The sequence below is a fragment of the Novosphingobium sp. G106 genome, assembly GCF_019075875.1.
Taxonomy (GTDB): domain Bacteria; phylum Pseudomonadota; class Alphaproteobacteria; order Sphingomonadales; family Sphingomonadaceae; genus Novosphingobium.
In genome coordinates, this window is sequence record NZ_JAHOOZ010000001.1 from 3,205,868 (window position 1) to 3,223,165 (window position 17,298).

A 17,298-nucleotide genomic window follows, 5' to 3' on the forward strand; every position below is an offset into this window, starting at 1 on the left:
CCTCGCGGAAGCAAATTCCCTGCTCACTGCTGAGTTTTGAAGAGGGTCGAACTTCATTGTCTTAGCCAAGCCGATCGCAAAGCACTGTTTTATCAATCTTCGAACCGCCGACTATTACCGATCTGCGATATGGCCATTACCGCTTTGCAACACTGAGTAATTGGCCTGCGTCCACTAACGCGGGGATTCGCCCTGCCACTTCTCCGAATTCAGGTCGCAAGCCGCCCTTCCGCAAGAGGCGACTGCCCATGCAGCCGAGCCAAGGCTGGCATTACAGAATTCATCACGCCCGTCCCGCCATCCACCGGAATGACAACTCCGTTGATATAGGCGGAATCCTCGGAAGCCAGGAACAGTATCGTCGCAACCTGATCCTTGGGCTGGCCGATGTCAGGGGTCAGCAGCCAGTCGCGATAAACCTGCTGTTCGGCCGGATCGAAATGGCCGATTACGCTGGGGCTGAGAGTAAGGCCGGGCGCAATGCCATTGCAGCGAATGCCCTGCTGGCCCCATTTTACCGCGATTGACCGAACCAGGGCGTTCACTCCCGCTTTGGTCACGTCGTAGGCCGGATGGATGCCACTGCCGCCAAATGACGCCATCGATGAAACCATGACAATCGAGCCGCCGCCATTTCGCAGCATGTGCGGAATGACGTGGCGCGACGCAGGCATCACGCCGGTCAAGTTGACGCGAATGCTTTCGTCCCAAACGCCCAAATCGATATCAACAATGTTACTATCGCGACTTTGGGCGACGAGGTGAACGGCGGCAGCATTATTAACCAGGATATCAAGGCGTCCATCCGCCGAGACAACCGAGGCGATCAATTCGGCTATCTGACCTTCATCCCCCATATCTACGGCTTGAGCACTTGCGGACCCACCAGCTTGTTTGATCGCATCGGCGACTTTGGTGGCCCCGTCGGCGTTTAGGTCGGCAACGACCACTCGCGCGCCTTCCTTGGCCAAGGCCATCGCTGTCGCCTCGCCAATGCCGCTGGCGCCGCCCGTAACCAGCGCAATTTTACCTTCTACCCGGCCTGCCATCCTGCATCCCTTCTCTCGACACGGAGTTGGCTCCGCCTTGTGATCGAAATCCTTCAACTGCTCCAAACGCGCGCATGATCGAATGGCACCGGTAATTATGCTCAACGATCGCGCGCGCCGCGGACTGAGCGGGGTCGCGGCGGTCGTCTGAGCAATTCCCGGGTCTGCCGCAACGATGAGCGCGGCAGAGGCACCACCATGATTTCTCCCAGCGCTCGCACGGTTTTGCTCTCGTCCGCCGCCATGACGATCGAACGCGGACCGCCAGGTACCTTCCTCGTACCTTTTTCAGCGCCGCATTCAAATAGTTTAGAGGATTGGGGTCAACAAAAACTCGTGAGCAAATTGTGCACGGGATTTCGTGCGAAGGTTGCTGCGACCCTTGGCGGTGAGGCCGTCAGAAGGACCCACCCACATTGAGCATGGCTTACGCCGTCGATGGCGCGAAGTAGGCGAGCAACCCTTCAACCGTTGCCGCCCTTCGCTTCCGTTCTGACAGGTCGATCATACCGAACAGCCGTTCAACGCGGTGCAACTGGAGCGGGTTGATAATTGGAGCGTCCGAGATGGCCAGGATCGCGCACGGCAGCTTCCCCCTAACTGGGCGATTGTTGGCAAACCCGCCCGAGCAGTAAGAATCTCTGGAGATCCATGATTGTCCGCGAACGTATGTGGGGCTGAGTGTGGGGCTCAAAAAGATGAGTTGATTTAATTATTTGTTTTCAATTATTTATAACATAAATTCGCTTCCCTCCGTTTGGATTCGAACCCACGAACGGCTTATCATTTGTCGTGAAACCGCGCCGCCATCCGCGCACTCGCTCCGCTCTTGGCCGCGAGCTTGGCGCCGTAGCGCAGAACCGTCTTGGGGTCGCGCCAGCGATAGGCCTGCATGATCGCCGGCAGGCTCTCGCCCGCGGCAAAGTTGTCCTGCGCCACGCCCACCCTGATTGAATGCGACGACACGGCCTTGATCCAGCGCACGACCTCGGTCTCGCTGATGTCGCCGAGCATTCGCTTATCAAACGCCTGCCGGATCAGCCGCTTGTAGATCAGCGTGATCGAGCCGGGGTGCAACGGCCCCTCACCTACTGACCGGATCGAACCGTCGAACCAGGTTTCCACGCGCCTGAACAGCGGCCCCCGGGTGATGGCTGCCTTCGATCGCCATTCCGCGATCGCGCGCATGGTCACCGGCGACAGATAGGCCTGAGTCCCCTGCCCGTCCTGGTCGGTCTTGCTGCGCCGGATTTCGACAACGCCGGCCCCGTCAGTATCGGGCCCGTCGATATCGGTGATCTGTAACCCTGCGAGTTCCGAGCAGCGGCAGGCGGTATCGTAAGCGGTCAGGAGCAAGGCCCTGTCGCGAAGCCCGAGCAGATCGCGGCGTGTCGCCTTGAGCAGCACGCCAAGCGACACGCCGCTCGCCGGCGCATCGAGGTCGCTCCCCTCCCCTTTGAACCGGATTGCCCGCGCCTGGCGCTGCCGGGTGCCCAGCACCTTGCGCGCGGCCTTGAGCTCGAGCCGCACCAGCGGCGCCGCGGTCGGATCGTCGCGCCCGGCCATGCGGTAGGCCCACCCGATCGAGACGAGGTAGCGCGCGATCGTCGCGGCAGCCCGCGTTTCCGTAGCGCGTGCAGCCGCGCTGTCATGATCCTGCCCCGACAACGCCCGCACATAGCCAGCAACAGTCTGCGCCGTCGCCTCCCCGGCAGTGACGCGCGAAAGCCGGCACCAGCTATCCCAGAGCCGAATGTCGGAGAGAAACGCGCGAATGGTGTTGGGCGACCAGGCACGCGCCGCGGCCTCGACCAGGCTCGGATCGACGATCACGCGCTCGGGTGCGAGCGCGGTGACCTCGCCGACGACGTCCGACAGCCGCTCGGGCGGCGCGGGTTCCATACGGGTCAGCGCGGTTTTAGCCATCGCCGCGAGCGATACCGGCAAAATGGCTTAAATGATAGGGTCACGATAATCTTCCATTATCACGAATGGCTATTACGTATCACTTTCAGAGTATAAATTCGATTCATATCGGGTTATATTCAACATGAATTTGTGCATATGCCCTGATCTACGACGATCGACGCTCTGATAGAACGCTCAATATTCGCAATCTCGGATTAGCCGGTAGTTTCGTACTGCCTGGATCCAGACACATCACTCTTGTCGCCGACTCCGTCCCGCGCGAACGCCGCAATGGTGGCAGGATCGGGACTGTCTGTTTGCGGTGTCCCGCGGTAAGCCAAGTGATCGACTGGCATTGGGAGGTAGTCGTTCACCAGCCCTACCAATGTAGAGTGTGCGATAGTCGCCTCGGAAACCGAGCCCACGGTTCCAACCCGCGCAATTTGGCAAGAACGCGTGGCCCAAGGCCACGGGAGCATTGCCCCGGAGCCACGCCGAGCACCACGGTCTTTCGAAGACGCTCATTCGGCCACGCATCGCCGGTCATCGCGTGCGACACCGGAGAGATCATATTTTCCGCCGCTTGCCCTCAAACCCGTCCTTGACCTCCGCGATCCAGGCTACGATCTCGCGCTCACTCCAGCGCGAGGCGTAGGGTGAAATCTTGTAAGGGCCCGGAAAGCGTTGCTGCTTGATAAGATCGTAAATCATCGACTTGCCGAGGCCTACCCGGCGGCTAACCTCGGGAAGCCTGAGGAAACGCTCGGGCATTTCTGGAAAATCAGACATCGCCTCAATTCCTAAGGAACCTCAAAAAGCTCGGCGTGGTCCGCCGAGCGTCCCATTCACGCGCCAGTGCCGGGAAGGTGATCGGGAGATAGCGCCCGGCGACCTCCGGCCAGGGCCTCGCCGACGCGCCTGACGAAGGTCGCAAAGCGGTCCTTGCCCACCGCGCGGGCCGCCGCATCGGCTTCGGGTAGCGGCGCCTGCACCATCAGCTGATAGCGGACGAAGAGCCCGAGCGTCTCCTGCGTGACCTGGCCGTCGCGCTCGACCCGGCCCAGCGCGAGCGTCAGCCGATCGAGCCTGCGGCCAAAGCGCTGCTCGAGATCCGATTGCGCCTGCCCGTCGATCCACGCAGCCACCGCATCGGCGAGAATGCGTGACTTCGAGACACCCGGCTTCGCGGCGAGTTCCTCGAACCGGTAAGCCAGGCCCTTGGGCAGGAAGAGCTGATAGCGGACGCTTTCTTCCTTCATCGCTGGCGCTCCTCAGAAATTAGGGGCATCGGGGTCGCGGGGCGATACCTGGTTGATCCCATGCGCACGGACCACGGCGCTGCCGTTCGCTTGATCCATCACGCGCTTGTCGGTGGCCGGATCGGCGTCGTCGGGGTCGAGACCGAGGCTGTCGACCTCCTGCTCGGGCTCTTGCTTACGCGGCTGCTCTTCCGACACGTCGCGCTGCCGCTGCGGCTCGTGCCCGCTGGGCTTCGCCTCCGCGGCCTTGTGTTCTGGTAGCAAACGGGCGTCGGCAGACTTGACCATCCCTTCCCAGTCATTAGGCCGCTTCGGCGGGATATCCGGATATCGGCCTTCCGTGAGTTGCGGCGGCGGCAGGATGCGCGACTGAAGAATGCGGTCCTTGAAATACCGAATCTTCTTAGCACGGATCGGCGCGATGCCCGAGACCATGACGAGCTCGTCCTGCGGCGGTAGCTGCATGACCTCGCCCTGGGTCAGGAGCGGGCGCGCAGTCTCCTGGCGGCTGACCATGACATGAGCGAGCCAGGGCGCGAGGCGGTGGCCGGCATAGTTGCGCATGGCGCGCTGCTCGGTCGCGACGCCGAGCGCTTCGGAAATCCGCCGAGCCGTCCGCTCGTCGTTGGTCGCGAAGGCGACGCGAACATGGCAGTTGTCGAGGATCGAATTGTGCTCGCCGTAAGCCTTGTCGATCTGGTTGAGGCTCTGCGCGATGAGGTAGGCGCGCACGCCGTAGCCGGCCATGAAGGCAAGGCTGGTCTCGAAGAAGTCGAGCCGGCCGAGCGCCGGGAACTCGTCGAGCATCATCAGGACTTCGCGCCGGCGACCCACCGTCCCCTGATCCCCATGCTTCTCGGTGAGGCGCCGACCGATCTGATTGAGCACAAGGCGAACGAGAGGCTTTGTTCGGCTGATGTCGGATGGCGGGACGACGAGGTAGAGCGACAGGGGAGCTTGGCCGTCTACCAGGTCGGCGATGCGCCAGTCGCTCGCGCTGGTGACTTCGGCCACGATAGGATCGCGATAGAGACCGAGGAAGCTCATTGCCGTCGAGAGGACGCCCGAACGCTCGTTCTCGCTCTTGTTGAGCACTTCGCGCGCTGCCGAGGCAATCACCGGATGGACCCGCGGCGCTACTTCGCTGCCGAGATGATTGGTCGACATCATCTTCGTCAGTGTGACGGCGAAGGTGTGCTCGGGATCGGAGAGAAAAGTCGCGACCCGCGCGAGCGTCTTTTCTTCCTCGGCGTAGAGCACGTGGAGGATCGCACCGACAAGCAGGCTATGGCTGGTTTTTTCCCAGTGGCTGCGCCGCTCGAGCGCACCTTCGGGATCGACAAGAATGTCGGCGATGTTCTGGACATCGCGGACCTCGTTGGCGCCGCGCCGGACTTCAAGCAGCGGATTGTACTTGGCCGAGAACCGGTCGGTCGGGTTGAACAGCAGAGCGTGGCTGAACTTCTTGCGCCAGCCGGCGGTCAGTTCCCAGTTCTCGCCCTTGATGTCGTGTATCACGACCGAGCCTGGCCAGCCGAGCAGGGTCGGGACAACGAGGCCGACGCCCTTGCCCGAGCGGGTCGGTGCGAAGGCCATGACGTGCTCGGGGCCGTCGTGACGCAGATAGCGTCCTCGGAAGGATCCGAGGAACACGCCCGCGCTACCGAACAGGCCCGCGCGGGTCATCTCGCGCAAAGTCGCCCAGCGCGCCGAGCCATAGGTAGTCACATGCCGCGCCTGCCGCGAGCGCCAGAGCGAGCCGATCACAGCAGCCGCGCAGCCGACGAAGCCACTGATGCCGGCGACGATGCCTGCCTTGTCGAAGACCTTGGGCGCATAGGCATCGTAGTGATACCACCAGGGGAAGAGCTGGTAAGGACGGTAGATCGGGATTCCGAAGATCTCGAACCAGTGAGGCCCAAGCTCGGCCTGGTAGCCGAGCATCGACGCGCACCACTGGGTGGCAGCCCAGACGCCGCCGATGACGATGCAGAATACGACGATGATCTGGCCGATGAGGATCTTTGTCGGGGTCATGAGCGCCGCTCCGTGAGCCCAGGGGTTGGGCGAGCGTCATTTTCCCATCGATCCGAATGCCCCGTAATTAGACCACTGGTGCCTGGAGAGGACTGCTTAGGACTCTTCGGGTGCGAAATGCCTGGAGCTGAGACCGCCGGGAGCTCTTCAACGATGCCGCTTAGCACGCGAGTCGTACGAAGCTTGTTCGGGTTCATCGTAGGTCTCCGGAGGCTGGAAGATTTCCTGGTCCAGAGATTTTCGCACCAGATACGAGTCAGCGTTAGGGCCTGTCTGGGGTCTGCAGGCACGTTTCTGGCATCTCACGGCAGCCATTTTGCGAACTATGTTGGATTCGGCGCCGCGGCCATATCCGACCAACATCGCGAGTCGCTCGGGGCAAAAACGTTCGCTTCAGGAGATTGTCGGCCCACTGCGCTGACGGCCGATCGTCCAACTCGGCCCGGTCTCGCGCATGATGCCCGATACTTGCTTGCCGATCTGGCGCTCGAGCACCGACCGCCAAGGTACGAGCGTGAAATCGCGACTGCGCTCGATGAGCGCGAAGCGCCCGCTCGTCAGATCGACGCGCCGCACAAAGCGGCCTTCGATCCTTTCGCCAGGCGAGGCCTCGGCAAACGGTAGCCCAAGCTCGGTTGAAAGACTGCCGGCACGGGCCAGCACCTCGCGGCGGCGTAGTTCGGCGAGAAGGTTCGAGCGATAGACCACCTGCCCGTTCTCTTCCTGAGCCAGTTGCTCGGCGATCAGCCATTGGCGCCGGGCGGCCTGCGCGGCACCGACCTCCTTGCCAAACCCGGCATCGCGAAGCGGTGTCGGCATGCCGCTCACAATCTCGCGGTCGAGCCAGGTCGCCCCGTCGGCGCTCGGCAGGCGTTCGATCGGTATCGCCGAAAGCACTTCGACCGTGACCGGCCGATCGCGAAGCTGCAGCGCCTCGTAGGCCGCCGCCTTGTCGAGATGGTCGGAAGAGATCGTCCAGGCCCCAGCCTCGTCGCGCTCGGGCTCGCGCATCAATCGGCGCATCGCCTCGAGGCGCCTCACGTGCGTTGCGATGAACTCGTCCGATGCGCGCGGGTCATGAAGCTGATGCGCGGACGGCGAGTACTTTCCGTAGCTAGCGGCAGCGACCACCGCGATCGTGCGATCGACCTCGCGGACCTGCGCCACGCGCGCTTCCACCCGCACGACGCTTGCCGGCGGTATCGGCTCATGGCCGTCGCCGCGGCCGATCGCGACGTAATGCGTGCGACCGTCGACACCGTCGATCATCAGGTAATGCGTGTCGCGGTATTCGTCGGCAAGGCCGCGCATGACTACGCGGCCAATGACCGGCGCTGCAGCCGGCGCCGAGCCGTCGAAGATAACGCGGTCGGCTGCCGCCCGTTCGAGCGATCGCGCCGAAAGCTCGCGCTGCATCGTGCGGATAATGTCGCCGCGCTCGCCGATCTCGCGCAGCGTCGCTTCGAGATTATCGGCGAGCTGCCAGCTGCCGGCACCGATTGGCTCCGCCAGACCCATACGCGCGAGCTTCTGCAATCGCCCGGCTTTGAGCGTTTGCTGGAAGGAATCTGGGTCGCCAGCCTCGACCCTGCGATCGGTGTCCATGCCCGCGATCAATGCACGGTCGATCGCAGTAAGGCGCTCGGCGCCGATATCGCCGCGCTGCTGCTCCTGGATTTCGAGATCGGTCCGGGGGCCGAGGTCGAGCGTCGCGATCCGCGAGGCACGCTCGCGCAGGCCATGGCTGATGTATTCGGGCGCGATGACAAGATCCCCGCCACGCTCGTCCCGTCCGCGCAGCATGACGTGGCTGTGCGGATGGCCGGTGTTGTAGTGGTCGGTCGCGACCCATTCGAGCCGGGTGCCAAGGTCCTGTTCCATCTGCGCCATGAGCCGGCGCACGTAGGGCTTGAGATCCGCGTACTGGTCGCCGTCCTCGGGCGAGACGATGAACCGGAACTGGTGGCGATCCTGCGACGAGCGCGCGAGGAAGTCCTTGCCGTCAGCGACGTCCCGATCCGCTGAATAGAGTTCGCCCGGCTCGCCCTCACGCGTCACGCCGTCGCGCTGGATATAGCGCAAGTGCGCCGTCGCCCCGCCGATGCCCTTGCCGGCAAGCTTCACGAGCCGCGTCTTGACGATGACGCGGCGCGCCCGGAACGCGGCGTGCGGATCGCCCGATGCGATGGCGCGCGCGATGCTCGCGCCGCGGCCGATCCGGCTTCCGTTGAAGCGCCGGCCGCTCGCCGCGGTCTTCCTTCCTGCAAGAGACGCAGCCCGCATGACCTGGTTCAGGTAGCGCGGCGCCCTGCCGCCCTTGCCGATCCGGCCCAGCCTTGGCTCGAAATCGTCGCCGTCCACGCGGCACCTCCCCGTCCGGAAATGCGGAACATGGCGCAAAACGTGGGCGCGCGGCGGGCGTCTTCAAGGAGTCTCGTAAAAAGTCTGCGGGAGCCCCCGATTCCTGCGGCTCTCGGGGCTCATGTCTCGCGGCGGAATGAGCCGTCTCGTAGAAGAGCCCAGAAAAGGATGTGCAGACAGTGAGTTACAATATCGCGAGATATTGCTTCTATCTTGCTCTCGTAATTGGGCAATCATCCCAGGTCGTCGTCATGATGCTTCTCCTTTTCATCGGGCGGATCGTGGCCGGACGCGGTCCGGCCCGGGCGGACCCGCATCGCAGCAATAAAGGGCTGGTGCGCAGTGCACTCGTCCGCATTCAGCGAAGGCATGAGAGGCCGCATGCGCGCGGCGCGAAGGCCTCCGCGATGCATGTCGACATCGCAGTATCGGGGCAACATCACAGGCATTTCGGCGTGGTGCGACGGCCCGAAGACCGGCGGCCACAGGCAAGATATCGTGCTTCCCGATCGGTAAATCTGCACCAGTCCTCATCCGCTGCGCGCGGATCTCCTCAGTTCGTGGTGGGCGGTTGAAGGGCGGATTGGGGCGTCATGCGGCGGCGTCCATCCGCTGCGCTTCGTGGAAATAGAGCTTGCCGCCAGCGCGCGGCGAGACGTCCACGGGCGCGCCATGATAGGCGGTGCCATCCTTCCACATGGCGTGCATGATCACCGCCAGCTTGCGCGCGACGGCGACGCTGGCCTTGGCCCGGCACTTGGTTTTCATGAGCCGATCACCCCATTCCTTGAGCCGATCGGGGCGCTTGTAGCGGGTCAGCATGACATGCGCGGCGCTGTAGAGCGCCCGCCGGACGTCAGGATCGCCGGCCTTGCTGATGCGGCCTTTGACGTCGATCGAGGTGCCCGACTGCCAGCGCCGGGAGGTCAGGCCGAAGTAGGCGGCAACGTCGCGCGAACGCCGGAAGCGGTGCGGATCGTCGATCGCCGTGGCAAAGGTCAGCGCGGTGACCGGGCCGACACCGGGTATCACCAGAAAGCGCCGGCAGAGCTCGTCCCGCGCGACGATCTGGAGCACCAGCTTGTGCAGCTTCACGTATTCGGTCCACAGCGCCGCGCGGGCACAGAGCATGCAATCCATGAGCCTGGCCGAGAGCGCATCGCTTTCGACCGCCTTGCGGACCGCGGCATCGAACTTGCCGCGCCCGATCGCCCCGAGCTTGATGCCAAAGGCCTTGAGCGAGTGCCGGATCGTGTTCTCGAGATCGAGGAACTTGCGCTTGAGATTGCGCCGCTGGACGAGCAGCAACCGCATCCGATAACAGGCTTCGGTCTTGATATGCGCGGCGCGGAACCAGCCCGTGCGCATGATATGGGCGATGCCCAGGGCGTCCGCGGCGTCGGTCTTGTTGCGCTGCGCGGCCAGCGCGGAGCGCACGTGGCGGGTTTCCAGGCACACCGCCGCGATCCCCAGCTGGATCAGGCCCGGATGCAGCCACGGCGACAGCGCGCCGGCCTCATGGCCAACCCGTTTGAGCTGCTTGCCATAGGGCGCGAGCGCCGCCGCGATCGCCTGCGGATCGCTCGGCACCGACGCCGTCATCATGACCTTTCCCGCCTCATCGACCACACAGATCGCGGTCTCGTCGATCGACACATCCAGTCCGGCAAAACAGTCCATGCGCGTTCTCCCGCCCCGCCCTGTTGCCCGCGCCCGTGATGCGCTTCGGCGGGCCGGCGGGCACGCGGTTTTGTCCGATCGCGGCACCAAAAGTGCGATCAACTCGTCATGCCCAATTACCTCGGCAATTCCGCCCCCTACCCCTTCCCGCCCCTGTCGCCCGCCCTCCTTCCCGAGACCGGCACTCCCAGCCAGCACGCAAAAAGGGCTCCCGAGCGACGCAAAGGTTGCGCCGCCCGGAAGCCTCGGGTGCTGTTCAGGCTGCGTCTTGTTGCGCTGCCAATCGCGCCTTAGCCAGTGCCAATTCTGCTTCGATTTGCGCGCGTTCGGCAGCATCATCGCAGGCTGAAAGTTCGCGGCGAAGCTCTTCAATCTCTTGTTCGATGGCCATGATCATCTCCTGATTGTCGTGACGACAGGAGGCGAACCCGGCGCTGCGCGGGTCGGGTCAAGGATCGCGTCAGCGACCGCGAAGCGGCGACAGGGGTAACGATTTTTGCCGGGCGAGCTGCGCTGCAGAAGGCGCGCAAGACCTGCGACGCCCGGCAAAAATGGTGGGACCCTGTCGTCCTTGAGGCGGGCCGTGCAGCGCCGGATACTGGGCGGACCGGAGCAGAAACCCTTCCAAATATTAGGTCCCGCGTCGCATCGATGCCAGAATTCGACAGACTCAAGACCGGATCCGGAAAGGCAAAAGCCCCGCGCGAACGATCGGCACGGGGCTTCCAGGATCGAGCGACTTTACTCGCCAGGGTTCCAGATGATGGCGAGGGTGTCGTCATCGTCCTGTCCCGCGGCGCGGCCGAGATTGGCGTAGAGCGTGCGGGCGCCCAGTTCCGGCGCCGACATCGCGAGGCGGATATATTCGCGACCCGAGACCTCGCCGGTGCGGATCCAGCCGCCGCCGAGTTCGACGCCGCCGGAGAGGATGCGGTAGTCGGGCTGCTCGCCCATCTTGCCGCGGTTGGGGATGATTGCGATCTCGGCACTTACCGAAAGCGTGCGGATCGAACCCTTGAAGCTGCCGTCACTGAGGCGCTGCACATAACCGATTGCGGGCATTGGATCTCTCCTGTCTCAAGATCGCCCGAACCAGTTCCGGGCGATGGCCGACCGCAAGGGACGGCGAGAGACGAACCGGCGAACCGCAGGCCACAGCGTGAGCGGAGGACCGGAGCGGCGAGCTGATTTGAAGCGAAGCGGCCGCGAGGAGCCGGGCGCAGCCCGGTGGGGAAATCAGTCCGCGCGCGATGGTTTCGCCGGGCGGCTGCCGTTCCAGGTCAGGGCCCGCGCCGGAATGGATCGGAATTGCCGATAGGGGAGATACTGGCCCGCACGTCGATGCCAGGCAGGGCCAGAAAACGCCGGTCAAGTCACGATGAAGCGCTGCCGGGATGCGCCAGGAACCCGCGCCAAGCGCGGCCGCGATCAAACAGCCGGCAGCTGCTCGACTTTGACTTTCTCGTAGCCTTCCTTGCGGAAAAGCTCGGCGATATGCGCAGCCGTCATCTGGTCTGCAGCCTCGACGACCCAGAGCTGTTCGTCATGTTTGCGGTCGAGCCCGCTGATCCGGTATGCCATGTCACCCCCACGCCTCGCGGCCAGCGCGATGTCCTGCCTGGCCGGCTTTTGTCAACCGGCCGAGCCCAACTTCGCGGCCGCGTTCCGACAAGTCGGCAAGCGACGAAAGCCCCCTGGCTAGCCGATCATTGGGTTTGGCGCCGCCGGAGACCCGTCTCGACGCCGTCCATCCGGGTATCGACGACAATCGCCAGCGTGTCCGCCGTGGTCGCGTCGGGCGCCATCTTGGTCTGTGTGCGCAATGCGATCTCGGCATCGCGGCACCGTTCGAGGGCCGCCGAGAGCGCCAGGTCGTTGCCCTCGTCTTGGGGCCGCGCAGCTATCGTATCGGCGATGCAGTCGCGGTAGCTCGCCTGCGCGTCGGCGATACGGTCAGCAACTTGAGCCGGCGTGGCTTCAGGCAGAGCAAGAGCCGATGTCAGAAGCAGCACGGCGAACACGAACAAATACCTTCGCAGTTGCCCCCCACGAATTCGTTCTACCAGAAACACGCTTCCATGGCGAGCCGCAGCGCCGGCCGACCCTCAGGATTTCTCCCTTCAGGTCTGGCCTCAGGACTCGGGTGCGGTCTCCGAAGCCACCGCCTTCGAAGCCCGCGGCGCCTTGGGCTTGGCAGCCGGCTTCGCCGCTGCTGGCTTCGCTGCAGACTTGGCGGCTGACGGCTTTACCTTGGCTCCGGGCTTGCGGCCGAGGCCGATCTTCTTGGCGAGGCCGCGGCGCATTTCAGCATAGCTTGCCGCAACCATCGGATAATCGGGCTTCAGACCATAGCGCTCGCGATATTCGGCGGGGGTCAGGCCATGACCCGACAGGTGGCGCTTAAGCGTCTTGTAGGGCTTGCCGTCGATCAGCGAGATGATGTGGTCTGGTGAAGCAAGCGAACGGCGGGCTGTGACTGCCGGGGTATATTCGGCCGCCGGAGCAGCTTCGGGCGAGGCCTGCGGCGCCGCCAGGTTCGTGACCGCACTGTGCATGGACTGCAGGAAAGTGGGAACCTCTTCGGCTGCCACCCGGGTATTGGGATTGGACAGCCACGCCATTGTCAGTTCGGTGGCGAGCTCGAGAAGATCGGTTCCAGTCGTTTCCTCGGCCATAACTTGATATCTCCATTTTGGATATATCGGCCTCTACTTACAAATCCTCTGGCGTCAATCGCTCTGAGTAATTTGTAACCACACGACACAAATCTACCGATCTCGAAATGGAAAAGCCACGCCGCGAGGCCCTTGGGCCGAGCGGCGCGGCTCGACTTTTGAAGACAGAGGCAGGCGACTGCGAGGCTGCCGCCTGCCTCTGCCCAGTCATGCCGCGAGCGGATGGGTCTCGTCCGGCTCCGTTACTTGCGGTACTTGAGCGGTCAGCGTTCCGTCATCGTCAGGGCGCGTGTCCGGTTCAAGCGATGCACGTGCCGCCATGACCAAAGCGTGAGCACCGACGCTGCCGACGCCGCCGCGCTGGGTATAGGCGGTGGGCGGGAATGCCATCCATCTGGGTACCCAGCCCTCGACCTTCGTCCGCCCACCGACGCCTTCGAGATGATCGCGAACGATTTGCTTCAAGGTCTTGCCCTTCTCCGGGGCGTTGGCCTCGGCGACAAGCGGACCCGCGACTTCGCCGACCAGCGCGCCGAGCACTTCGCGGTCGCGCAAGAGGTCGAAGAACGCATCGTCGGCCTGCCAATAGTCTGCCATGTCGAGCCCGATTTCGCTGCCGACCGCATCCACGGCAGCGCTGCCTGCCATCAGGGTCTCGCCCATTGCGACGGCAGCGATGTCGAAGACTTCGGTGTCCGTCAGAGGCACCAGCCGCAGGAATATGCCGACAAGGCCAAAGGGGTCGCCGTTACCGCCCGCGGCGGTGGGTTCTTCTTCCGATTGTCGGAGCAGGCGCAGGACTTTGAGCCGGGCATGGTCGAACAGGGCTTCGCCTGCAGAGAGCTCGACGCTTTCGCGCACCGCATCGGTCTTGGCACTTTGCGGTTCGATCCGCACGGTCCAGAGCGGCGAGCCGGCGATGGCGTGCGCGACCATGAGCCGTAGCGCGAGGCCGGGGTGGCCGAGCAGCGCGGCACGGCACGCGGCGTGCCGGTGGAGATCGATGTAGGTGCCGAGCGTGCTTGTCACTTCGCCGCGCGAAGGCTTGGCCCCGCTTTCTAGGCCCAAGCCCTTGTCGATCCGCCGCGCTTCGAGCCGCGTGACGTAACCCTCGTGGACGATCACCTCACCGTTCGCGCGCACGTCGAGATAGACACGCCCGCCCTTGCGCTTGCCCGCCTTCTCGTGCTCCCACGAGTGGAAATGATCGCTCGGCGGGACGACGACGACATCGGACCAGCCCGCTTCGATGTAGCCCGCGCGCTTCGTTTCGATGGCGGCATTCTGCAAGGCCCAGAAGGCATCGGCATCGGCAAAATAGGCGTCTTCGCCGAAGAGGTCGGCAACAATGCCGCCCATACCAGCCGTCTCGAACAGGGCATGGCGAACCGGGACCGTCTGACCGCCCAGCAGCCAGGACTTGAGCTGGTGCCCGGTCGGACAATAGGCCTGCGGGTCGTTGTGGAGCTCCAGCCATGCCTGCTGCTGCTTTTTGCTCGCCATGGTCAGATGACGAACGGTAGCGCGATCGATCTCGCCGTCGCGGTAAAGGCTGCGCACGCGGGGCAGAAGATTGCCGAGCGCGAGCACGCGTTTGACCGCGAGATCAGGAAGCCCGAAGGTCGCCGCGATGTCGGCGGGATCGCGCCCTTCCCTGACGAGCCGGGTGAAGCATTCCCACTGCGTCACCTCGTCGGGATCGAGCCGGGCAATGTTCTCGATCAGCGAGACTTCGATGGCAGCGGCATCGTCGCCGGGCGCGATGATCGCGCAGGGCAAGGGTTCGATCTCCCGCCCGCCCTCGCCTTCTGCGCCCCGCCGCTCCTCGGCGACGATCAGCGCGGCATGAAAGCGCCGCGCGCCCGCGACTATTTCGAAGGCGCCCGCTTCGCCGCTGGGCCTGACGATCAAGGGCATGATCACGCCGCGTGCGCGCACGGTCGGCAGGATGTCGGAAACGTCGGGTGCCTTTTTGGCATAGCGCATGTTGGCTTTGCTGACCGACAGCTTGCCAAGGTCGATGAATTGGAGTTCCATGGTCGTTGCCTGTGCGTTGGGTTTGAAAAGAAAGGAGAAATTCTGATCATTAAATGCTGCGAATGACCTTGCGAGGGGGGAGGACCTCGCGCCCAACGCGACGCAGCGCGGGGGGAAAAGCAGACGGGTGAGGTGAACCGGGTGCTTCCGGCGAGCCGTAAATGAGCAGAACCCGTCAAAGCCGGGGACAGGAGAACTTCCGCGATCTGAAGCGACCCGGCGAGCGAACTTGCCAAGGGAAGAGGAATCGAACCGATGGTTGACGCCTCGTTGGAACATGAATGTCGCCGATGCGGATGTGGGCGGCATGGCCTTCGGGCCAGTGATGCGCCGGGCTGGCTGTAGGTGAAGCGGCCCAGGGGAGCGCGGTCATCCGCGCGCCAGCTTGCGACTAAGACTGTGGTGGTCGCAGGCCAGTTGTCACACGGGGTAAAGTCGGTCCCTAAAGCAAGTGAAAGGTCAGTTGCGGAACCCAAGAACCACGTTGCCGCATCTCTCACGGAGATGATCGAAGCGACCGATGATCGCGGTGACGTGGGACGGAGCCCTCGTAGTAGTCCGAGAACGGGAAAGCCGTTCACATGGCGAAGGGGGGCAGCGGATACAGCGAGCCGGCAGGAGGTGGGCGTCAGCCCGGCCCGGTGAATACCGAGTTCATCCTCGACATGCAGTGCAAGCTGTATCGGTGGAGTCAGGCAGCCCCGGACAAGACGTTTGGGGACTTGTTCAATCTGGTGAGTGACCGCCGCACGCTCGGCTACGCTTGGCGCAAGATGGCCCGTAACAGGGGCAGCAGGACGCCCGGCACAGACGGCATGGGGCGGATACAGGTCGAACAGCGTACCGGCGGCGTGGAGCGCTTTCTCGACGAGATCGAGGCGGAGCTTCGCGCAGGAACTTACAGGCCTCAGCCTGTGCGGCAGCGGCTTATCCCCAAAGCGGGAAAGCCGGGTCAGGTCCGACCGCTGGGCATTCCTACGCTGAAAGACCGCTTGGTACAGATGGCTTTGAAGCTTGTTCTGGAGCCGATCTTCGAGGCGGACTTCTATCCGACCTCGTTCGGCTTCCGACGTCGTCGCAGCACCCACGACGCCATCGCGATGATCCAGCGGCAGGTTAACCCGAACCGCTGGTGTAACTCGCGGATCACCTACGTGATCGAAGGCGATATCAAAGGATGCTTCGACAACATCGACCACCACCGGCTGATGGAGCGGGTGCGACGCCGCATAAGGGATCGCAAGATCCTGCGGCTCGTGCTCGCCTTCCTGAGGGCAGGGATCATGGTCGAGACCACCGTTCGCCACCCAGTCGCGGGAACTCCGCAGGGCGGCATCATATCGCCGCTGCTGTCGAACATCGTCCTGACAGCGATCGACGAGCGATACAGGCGGTGGACGCCGGGTCCATACGAGACGGTGACCAGCGCGACCCAGCGTCGCGGTCGCGATTACAATAGCGGCAAGGCCACCTTCTACATCGTGCGATATGCGGACGACTTCGTCGTTCTCGTGTCGGGACCAAGAGCGGCGGCAGAAGCCGAGAAGGAAGCGCTGGCAAGGTTCCTCCGCGAGGAATTGCGCCTTGAATTGTCGCCTGAGAAAACCTTGATCACCGATATCCGAAAGGGCTTCGACTTTCTCGGCTATCGGATCGTGAAGAAGCGATCCCCCCGATCCGGGCGGTTCGTCTGCAAACTGCTCATTCCACTGAGCAGGCTGCAGCGTCTGCGCGATACGATCAAGGCGCGGACCAAGAGGCCGAGCCTTCTGCTCGCGCTGTCCGCCATCATCGACAACCTCAACCCGCTCATACTGGGGTGGCGAACCTACTATCGTCACGCCATGCGAGCATGCCGTGAGTTCAGCAAACTGGACCACTGGCTTTGGGAGCGCATCTATCGATGGCTGCGCAAGAAACACCCGAAAACCCGGCGAACGATCTTCCGGCGCTTCTACCGAAGAGCGCCCGGGGGGCCGCTGCGTTGGACAGAGGGAACGGCGCGGCTGCGCCGGTTCAGTGAGGGGGGGCACCTCCCCCTACCCGTTCCGGGGCACCAAGATCACCAACGGTTGGGACATCATCGACGAGGCATGGACGGGAGACCGCCGTGACTTCTGGCCGATGATGCGGCAGCTTGCCGTAGCCTGACAGACACCCGTGGCCTCGGTCACGCGTGGAGAGCCGGATGCAGTGAAAATTGCACGTCCGGTTCGGCGAGAGGGATGGCGAAACCAGCCTCTGCGAAGGGGTATGGCGCTCCATCCCTACTCTCCTTCGAATGGCACCGGT

General features: G+C 63.6%; 14 protein-coding genes. 1 reads left to right on the forward strand and 13 read right to left on the reverse strand.

Features of this window, described 5'->3' with window-relative positions; translation table 11 throughout:
* Positions 1–209: 209 nt before the first annotated feature.
* The 13 genes from KRR38_RS15195 to KRR38_RS15250 all read right to left on the reverse strand — a co-directional run bounded on the left by KRR38_RS15195 (position 210) and on the right by KRR38_RS15250 (position 15,006).
* Positions 210–1,049, reverse strand: a complete 840-nt coding sequence (locus KRR38_RS15195) for an SDR family NAD(P)-dependent oxidoreductase (protein ID WP_217402918.1) — start codon at positions 1,047–1,049, stop codon at positions 210–212.
* A 783-nt stretch (positions 1,050–1,832) separates the two neighbouring features.
* The gene (locus tag KRR38_RS15200) at positions 1,833–2,975 is read right to left on the reverse strand and encodes a tyrosine-type recombinase/integrase (protein ID WP_217402919.1); all 1,143 of its coding nucleotides are present in this window, start codon (positions 2,973–2,975) and stop codon (positions 1,833–1,835) included.
* Positions 2,976–3,524: 549 nt separating this feature from the next.
* Positions 3,525–3,746 (reverse strand): AlpA family transcriptional regulator, encoded by a 222-nt coding sequence (locus KRR38_RS15205; RefSeq protein WP_217402921.1) that lies wholly within the window; start codon positions 3,744–3,746, stop codon positions 3,525–3,527.
* Positions 3,747–3,802: 56 nt separating this feature from the next.
* Entirely contained in the window at positions 3,803–4,216 is a 414-nt protein-coding gene (locus KRR38_RS15210; protein ID WP_217402922.1) for a CopG family transcriptional regulator, read from the reverse strand.
* A gap of 12 nt (positions 4,217–4,228) precedes the next feature.
* The gene (locus KRR38_RS15215) at positions 4,229–6,253 is read right to left on the reverse strand and encodes a conjugal transfer protein TraG (RefSeq protein WP_217402923.1); all 2,025 of its coding nucleotides are present in this window, start codon (positions 6,251–6,253) and stop codon (positions 4,229–4,231) included.
* Positions 6,254–6,646: 393 nt separating this feature from the next.
* Positions 6,647–8,614 (reverse strand): relaxase/mobilization nuclease RlxS, encoded by a 1,968-nt coding sequence (gene rlxS / locus KRR38_RS15220; protein WP_217402925.1) that lies wholly within the window; start codon positions 8,612–8,614, stop codon positions 6,647–6,649.
* 591 nt (positions 8,615–9,205) lie between these two features.
* Positions 9,206–10,294, reverse strand: a complete 1,089-nt coding sequence (locus KRR38_RS15225; RefSeq protein WP_254514821.1) for an IS110 family transposase — start codon at positions 10,292–10,294, stop codon at positions 9,206–9,208.
* A gap of 256 nt (positions 10,295–10,550) precedes the next feature.
* On the reverse strand, positions 10,551–10,685 hold the full coding sequence (locus tag KRR38_RS37060; RefSeq protein ID WP_256449463.1) for a hypothetical protein: 135 nt from the start codon (positions 10,683–10,685) through the stop codon (positions 10,551–10,553).
* 350 nt (positions 10,686–11,035) lie between these two features.
* A complete protein-coding gene (locus KRR38_RS15230) occupies positions 11,036–11,356 on the reverse strand; it encodes a DUF736 family protein (protein ID WP_217402929.1) in 321 nt (106 codons plus the stop codon).
* Positions 11,357–11,722: 366 nt separating this feature from the next.
* Positions 11,723–11,875, reverse strand: a complete 153-nt coding sequence (locus KRR38_RS15235; protein ID WP_217402931.1) for a hypothetical protein — start codon at positions 11,873–11,875, stop codon at positions 11,723–11,725.
* A 125-nt stretch (positions 11,876–12,000) separates the two neighbouring features.
* Positions 12,001–12,315, reverse strand: coding sequence for a hypothetical protein (locus KRR38_RS15240; protein ID WP_217402934.1), 315 nt, complete (start codon positions 12,313–12,315; stop codon positions 12,001–12,003).
* Positions 12,316–12,426: 111 nt separating this feature from the next.
* Positions 12,427–12,969: a MucR family transcriptional regulator gene (locus KRR38_RS15245; RefSeq protein ID WP_217402936.1), complete on the reverse strand. Its 543-nt coding sequence runs from the start codon at positions 12,967–12,969 to the stop codon at positions 12,427–12,429.
* Between the two features lie 207 nt (positions 12,970–13,176).
* Positions 13,177–15,006 (reverse strand): ParB/RepB/Spo0J family partition protein, encoded by a 1,830-nt coding sequence (locus tag KRR38_RS15250; RefSeq protein ID WP_217402938.1) that lies wholly within the window; start codon positions 15,004–15,006, stop codon positions 13,177–13,179.
* 581 nt (positions 15,007–15,587) lie between these two features.
* Between KRR38_RS15250 and ltrA the strand changes: the two genes are divergently transcribed.
* Entirely contained in the window at positions 15,588–17,120 is a 1,533-nt protein-coding gene (gene ltrA / locus KRR38_RS15255; RefSeq protein ID WP_217402940.1) for a group II intron reverse transcriptase/maturase, read from the forward strand.
* The last annotated feature ends 178 nt before the right edge of the window (positions 17,121–17,298 follow it).